General features: G+C 56.0%; 5 protein-coding genes. 1 reads left to right on the top strand and 4 read right to left on the bottom strand.

The window, feature by feature from the left end; translation table 11 throughout:
- Positions 1–280: 280 nt before the first annotated feature.
- A complete protein-coding gene (locus B2T33_RS14070; protein WP_197146529.1) occupies positions 281–1,258 on the top strand; it encodes an MBL fold metallo-hydrolase in 978 nt (325 codons plus the stop codon).
- A 75-nt stretch (positions 1,259–1,333) separates the two neighbouring features.
- Here the strand turns inward: B2T33_RS14070 and B2T33_RS14075 are convergent, their stop codons facing one another.
- The 4 genes from B2T33_RS14075 to B2T33_RS14090 form a co-directional block, all read right to left on the bottom strand.
- On the bottom strand, positions 1,334–3,895 hold the full coding sequence (locus B2T33_RS14075) for a GcvT family protein (RefSeq protein WP_197146530.1): 2,562 nt from the start codon (positions 3,893–3,895) through the stop codon (positions 1,334–1,336).
- Positions 3,896–3,989: 94 nt separating this feature from the next.
- Positions 3,990–4,847, bottom strand: a complete 858-nt coding sequence (gene purU / locus B2T33_RS14080; protein WP_008889668.1) for a formyltetrahydrofolate deformylase — start codon at positions 4,845–4,847, stop codon at positions 3,990–3,992.
- A gap of 35 nt (positions 4,848–4,882) precedes the next feature.
- Positions 4,883–5,818 (bottom strand): electron transfer flavoprotein subunit alpha/FixB family protein, encoded by a 936-nt coding sequence (locus tag B2T33_RS14085; protein ID WP_286792359.1) that lies wholly within the window; start codon positions 5,816–5,818, stop codon positions 4,883–4,885.
- Between the two features lie 20 nt (positions 5,819–5,838).
- A complete protein-coding gene (locus B2T33_RS14090; RefSeq protein ID WP_197147624.1) occupies positions 5,839–6,588 on the bottom strand; it encodes an electron transfer flavoprotein subunit beta/FixA family protein in 750 nt (249 codons plus the stop codon).
- Positions 6,589–6,824: the final 236 nt, after the last annotated feature.

The raw sequence follows: 6,824 nt of genomic DNA on the forward strand, positions 1-6,824 counted from the left end.
TTTGCGTAGGCCATAGGCCGGAGCTGAGCGAGCAAAGCGAGCGCTAATCCTGCCCCCGCAACCAATAAAAAAACCCTGCCCCCTTCGGCGGCAGGGTTTTTTATTGCCCGGAGAGTCAGTCTTGGGCCGCCACCGTCTTCCGCTGAACAATGCCAGGTTGCAAGGCGAATTATGTTAGGATCGTGTCGGTCGGGTGCAGGGCGCAAATCCGATGCCCTATTTGCACGTATTAAAGTCAGCGGATCAAAACTCAATGTGATGAAACAGTGGAGGACAGATCATGAAGACGCGTGGAAAATGGGGTGGATTTGCTGCGGGGTTGATTACCGCAGCATTGGTCATCGGTGCATCGGCGAAGGCCCAGACTGTTAAAGTGACCCCGCTTGGCGCGGTTGATGGCGAGTTCTGCCCGCTTGACCGGGCGATGATTTTCGAAGATCCGGATGGTACCCGTATTCTTTACGACACCGGTCGAACGGTGGCCGGGCCATACGACGCGCGATTGGGCGAGATTGATGCGGTATTGCTTAGCCATATGCATGGGGACCACCTTGGTGACCGTCATATCGAGGCGGTGAATGCAACGGAATGCGGCAAGCCATCCTTCCCGGTTGATGTCCGGTCCGTGTCGAACACGGTTCAGATTGCACATGCCAAGGATGCGCTGATCGTAACCGGTAGCGAAATGCCCGGTATTCTGGGACGTAAACTTGAAAGTATCGGGGGTGATCCGGACAAGTCCGTTCTGGTGCGTTTCGGGGCTTCGCGTATGGTCGGTGGTGTGAGCATCACCACGGTTCCGGCGGTGCACAGCAACGGTGTGTCTGGAGACTTCCTGGGTGGGCCGTTGGGCGAGATGCTTAAATCTTCCGGGGTGACGGCGTATGCGGGGCCGCCGACCGGTTATGTCCTGACGTTCTCGAACGGGTTGTCCGTCTATCTGTCAGGTGATACCGGCATCACGGCCGAACAGGATGCTGTGGTGCGCGGTCATTACGGTGCGAAGCTGGTGGTGATGAATATCGGTGATACCTACACCACCGGCCCGACAGAAGCCGCCTATGTGATCAATAACCTGATCATGCCGGCATCGGTTATTCCATCGCACGCCAATGAATGGGCAACGGATGGCGGTAATGTGCGTTCCGGCACCCGGACAGAGGCCTTTATCAACGCAGTGAGTGTTCCAGCCCATGTTCCGTTGAGTGGCAAGACCATGGAATTCGACAGCGCCGGGGTCTGTTCAGCCGGTTGTTAAGCCTTGATCGGTTCGAATATGAAAAAAGGGCGGGAATTTCCCCGCCCTTTTCTGTTCGTATGGCGCGTACGCGATTTAGCTGCGCGGCTTAAGGTTTTCCGGATCGTAGATCGGTTTGTAGCCGATGCCGTAAACTTCGACCGGATAGATCTCGTCCATATAAGACACGTTGAGTCTGCGACCTTCTTGGCAATAGTCCCATGGCAGGTAGGCAAGGGCGATGTTTTTGCCGATGCTTGGACCAAAGGCGATCGAGGTGGTGAAGGAACGACGGCCCAATTCATCAATCAGGGTTTTGCCAGTTTCCGGATCCATTACCGGCAGACGCCCGACCGGATAACGGGCAACACCACTGGCATCAACGTTATCGGTCATGATCAGCGTGCAGAGCATGGCCGGTTGATGATCGCGTTCGCGATATTCGACATGCTTTGCCTTGCCGCGGAAGTCGGCTTCCTTGACCTTGGGGCGGGCAAGGTCGGCTTCAAGCAGGTTGTACTGGGTGTGCAGGTCTGCGTTCTGCAGGCGCAGTGACTTTTCCAGACGGCGTGAGTTGGCATAGGTTTCAACACCGACGGCCAGAACGCCAATGCCGCGCAACGCATCCCAGACAGCCAGGCCGTCTTCATAACGCATGTGAAGTTCCCAGCCCTGTTCGCCGACGTAGGAAATGCGGAAGGCCGAGACGGTCTTGCCGGCAATCTTGATCTGACGGATGGCGGCAAACGGGAAGTTTTCCACATTGAGCGCCTCGGGGTCTTCGACAACCTTTTTAAGGTTTTCACGCGCGTTCGGACCCCAGATGCCGATGGTGGTGAAATCTTCGGTCACATCGGTGATCGTGACATCCCAACCCTTATCCTGGGCGGTGCGGCGCATATAGGTCAGGTCACGCGGGCCAGCATCGGCACCATTGACGAGACGGCAGCGGTCTTCCATGCGGAAAACGGTGAAGTCGGCACGCACCATGCCTTCGTCATCAAGCATGTGGGTATAGATACCCTTGCCGATATTGGCATCCCCACCGATCTTCGCAGCACAAAGCCATTCCATCAGTTCGACGTGATCGGGGCCGGAAATGTCGGTCATGTGGAAATGCGACAGGTTGATGATGCCGCAATCGTCGCTCATGGCCAGTTGTTCTGCGTTCGATACGCGCCAGAAGTGGCGGTTGTCCCATTCATGTTCACGGACCGGCACGCGATCGGCGTATTTTTCAAGCAGGTGCTCGTTGGCGGCATAGCCATGTGCACGTTCCCAGCCGCCCAGTTCCATGAAGTAACCGCCAAGTTCGACTTCGCGCTCGTAGAACGGCGAACGACGAATACCACGGGCATTGGCGAACGGCTCGCGCGGGTGGACCGGCGGGTTGTAGATCTTTTTTGCCGTTTCATAGCAACGGTCGTGGATATACTGTTCATTCAGCTGGAACTTGTTAAAGCGCGAGAAATCGACCGAGGCGTGGTCGATGTGCGTGCGGCCATGGGTCATCCAGTCGGCAATCAGTTTGCCCATGCCCGGTCCGTCTTTAATCCAGATGCCAACCGCATACCAAAGGCCACGCAGGTTCTGGCTTTCACCCATCGATGGGCCGCCGTCGGCCGAGGACTGCAACAGGCCGTTGAACGAGTGGCTTTCGTTAAAGCCAAGCTCGGTCAGGATCGGGGTCAGTTCCATGGCGCGTTCAAGCGGTTCCATGACGTCTTCAAGCTCAAGGTCGCGCTGCGACGGGGACAGACGTGCCTGATCCTTTTCAAGGATGTCGCGCGGATGGACCAGACGCGGGTTTTCCTCATAGTAGTAACCCCATTCGATCTGGCCACCCTCAGTGCTTTTGGGGTCGCCGGTGTCGCGCATATAGGCCGAGTTGCCCTGGTCACGCAGCAACGGATAACCGATTTCAACACCGGTGCCTTCGAACTGGTTGTACGGCCCGAAGAAGGTCAGCGGATGATCAACCGGCATGACGGGAAGGTCTTCGCCGGCCATTTCCGCGATCAGACGGCCCCAGAGACCCGCACAGACAACAACATAATCGGCATGGATCGTGCCGCGTTCGGTGACGACACCCTTGATGCGGCCATCTTCGGTGATCAGTTCAAGCGCCGAGGTGTTGGAGAAGATCTTGAGCTTGCCAGATGCAACGCCCTGATCGATCAGTTTGCCAGCAACGGTTTGGGAGCGCGGAATAACAAGACCGGCATCCGGGTCCCACATCGCACCCATGATCTGGTCTTCTTCGAGAAGCGGGAATTTTTCCTTGGCCTCAGCGGCCGAAATGATTTTGACGTTGGTGCCAAATGCCTTGCCGGAGTCAACGCGGCGTTTGAGTTCGCCCATGCGTTCGTGATCACCAACACGTGCGACTTCCAGACCACCGATGCGCGCGTAATGGCCCATCTTTTCATAGAAATCCATGGAATACATGGTGGTCCAGGTGGTCAGCTGATCATGGCTGGTGGCATAGCAGAAGTCGGATGCGTGTGCCGTCGAGCCGATATCGGTCGGAATGCCCGATTTGTCGATGCCAACAATGTCATCCCAGCCGTTTTCGATCAGGTGATGCGCCACCGAGGAACCAACAATACCCCCGAGACCGACGATGACGACTTTGGCCTTGCTTGGAAATGCGCTCATTTCTCTCAATCCTTCTTTCCGAGATGTTTGTCAGTGCTCGGCATGGCGAAAACGCGTCAGGGACCGGTCAAAGCCGGCCCCTTTGCGAAGTTTACTACAAAGTGAAGACAACCGTTCGGTGATCGTTAAGCATCACCCTGCCTTCAAGATGGTATTTGACGGCGCGGGCGAGAACCCGGGATTCGATATCGCGACCAGCCGCGACGAAATCGTCTGCGGACATGGCGTGGTTCACACGTTCGGTTTCCTGTTCAATGATCGGGCCTTCATCGAGATCCGGCGTGACATAGTGTGCGGTCGCCCCGATCAGCTTCACCCCGCGTTCGTAAGCCTGATGATAGGGCTTTGCGCCCTTGAAGCTTGGCAGGAACGAGTGGTGAATGTTGATGATCATGCCATAGAACTGGCTTGAAAGCTCGTTGGTCAGGACCTGCATGTAGCGCGCAAGGACCACCAGTTCAGACTTGGTTTCCTTGATCAGGTCAGCAAGCTTGGCTTCCTGTTCAGCCTTGTTTTCCTTGTTCACCGGCCAGTGGTAGAAGGGAATGCCTTCCTGATCGGCGACCTTGCGGGCATCTTCGTGGTTCGAAACGATGGCCGCAACTTCGGCGTCCAGCCAGCCCACCTTGATTTGGTAAAGAAGGTGCAGCATCGCATGGTCAAATTTCGAAACCATGATGATGATTCTCGGACGGCGTGCAACTTCATCAATCTTGAGCTTCAGGTTAAAGCGATCCACCGCCGGGTTCAGCGACAGGGCAACGGATTCCTTGTCGATATCTGCCGGTGTGATGATCGCAACACGCAGGAAAAACTTGTTGGTGTGGCGGTCCCAGAACTGGTTGGACTCGGCGATATTGGCGCCGCGCGTGGCCAGAGCAGAGGTAACGGTCGCAACGATGCCCGGCTGATCATCACAGGCAACACGAAGGATATAAGAGGTATCATTCACTGGTTTGGTTCCGTCTTGATGTCTCGTGTTGAATGTTAAAGCTGGTTTTCCAGCTGCGGCAGGATTTCAAACAGATCACCGACAATGCCGTAATCTGCGACCTGGAAGATCGGCGCTTCTTCATCGGTATTAATGGCAACGATGATCTTGGAATCTTTCATACCCGCCAAATGCTGGATCGCACCGGAAATACCACATGCGATATATAGGTCGGGTGCAACGACTTTACCCGTCTGACCAACCTGAAGGTCATTGGGGGCATAGCCCGCATCGACAGCCGCACGCGATGCACCAACAGCAGCACCAAGTTTGTCGGCCAGTGGCGTGATGACGGATTTGAACTTGTCTTCCGAACCAAGGGCACGGCCACCGGAAACAATAATCTTGGCAGAACCCAGTTCCGGCCGGTCATTTTCCGACAGAATGTTTTCAAGGAAGGAAGATTTCCCGCTATTCGCACTGCCCGCGTCAACCAGCTTGATTTCGACAGCGCCTTCACCGGCCTCGGCTGCACCAAAGCTTGAGGAGCGGATGGTCAGGACCTTTTTGGCGTCTGTGCTTTGCACCACTTCGATGGCGTTGCCAGCATAGATCGGGCGTTTGAAGGTATCGGCATCGACAACTTCCATCACCTCGGACACCTGCATGACATCGAGCAGGGCGGCAACACGCGGCAGGATGTTTTTGCCATTGGCGGTTGCGGCGGCAACGATGGTGTCGTAATCGCCCGCAAGTGAAACGATCAGGTCGGCCGTATTTTCGGCAAGATGGTTTGCCAGTGCATCGTTGTCAGCGACCAGGACGCTTCGAACACCGGCAAGTTTGGATGCCTGATCGGCAACGGCATCAATGCCCGCGCCCGCGACGAGAATGTCAATGTCGCCGCCGATCTGGGTTGCAGCACTCAGGGCCTTTGCGGTCTGCTCGGACAAGGTGGCGTTATCGTGTTCGGCAAAAAGAAGAATAGCCATGATTTCAATCTCCGCCTGGGTCAGATGACGCCAGCTTCATTCTTGAGTTTGTCGGTGAGTTCGGCAACATCGGCAACCTTGATGCCCGCCTTGCGCGTTGCCGGTTCTTCAACCCGGATCAGGCGCAGACGCGGGGCAACGGTAACGCCAAAGTCAGCGGCGGTTTTGCTATCAAGCGGCTTTTTCTTTGCCTTCATGATATTGGGAAGCGACGCATAGCGCGGCTCGTTGAGGCGAAGGTCGGCGGTGACAATTGCCGGCAGGCTGACGCTGATGGCCTGAAGACCGCCATCCACCTCGCGGGTTACCTTGGCGTGATCAGCTGAGAGTTCCAGCTTGGAGGCGAAAGTTGCCTGTGACCAGCCAAGCAGGGCCGAAAGCATCTGCCCGGTCTGGTTGGCATCGTCGTCAATCGCCTGTTTGCCCAGAATGACAAGGCCGGGTTCCTCGGCGTTCACAACACCTTTGAGGATTTTTGCGACGTCAAGCGGCTCAACCGGACCATCAACCGTGACCAGGATCGCGCGATCAGCACCCATGGCAAGGGCGGTGCGCAGGGTTTCCTGTGCCTGTGCCGGACCAATCGAAACGGCGACGATTTCGTCAGCCTGACCGGATTCCTTAAGGCGAATGGCTTCTTCAACCGCGATCTCGTCGAAGGGGTTCATCGACATTTTGACATTGGCAAGGTCGACACCGGAACCGTCCGCCTTGACGCGGATTTTCACGTTGTAGTCGACGACCCGTTTGACCGGTACGAGAACCTTCATCATTTCCCTCTCTGACGAAATCCGGATCAAACAAGTTTTTGGTCCGGGGTGGGTGCCTATTGCAGCAACCCGATTTAAGTTTCAAAGACTGGAAGCGTTACGCGATGCGACACTACCGGAGGCGATATTGAGCGTGGTGCAATTCTGGATGCCGAGTTTCCGGGGTCGGGGCAATTTTGACAGGTTTCTGGCGATCGTTTCGGGGCGCGAATGTACTGTTTGCCGATTTTGGCATC

The sequence above is a fragment of the Thalassospira sp. UBA4513 genome, assembly GCF_002388495.1.
GTDB classification, from domain to species: Bacteria; Pseudomonadota; Alphaproteobacteria; order Rhodospirillales; family Thalassospiraceae; genus Thalassospira; species Thalassospira tepidiphila.

Bases quoted from the DNA above. Each gene is read 5' to 3' on its own strand.
- B2T33_RS14070 (WP_197146529.1), top strand. From the start codon at position 281: ATGAAGACGCGTGGAAAATGGGGTGGATTTGCTGCGGGGTTGATTACC.
- B2T33_RS14075 (WP_197146530.1), bottom strand. From the start codon at position 3,895: ATGAGCGCATTTCCAAGCAAGGCCAAAGTCGTCATCGTCGGTCTCGGG.
- B2T33_RS14085 (WP_286792359.1), bottom strand. From the start codon at position 5,818: ATGGCTATTCTTCTTTTTGCCGAACACGATAACGCCACCTTGTCCGAG.
- B2T33_RS14090 (WP_197147624.1), bottom strand. From the start codon at position 6,588: ATGAAGGTTCTCGTACCGGTCAAACGGGTCGTCGACTACAACGTGAAA.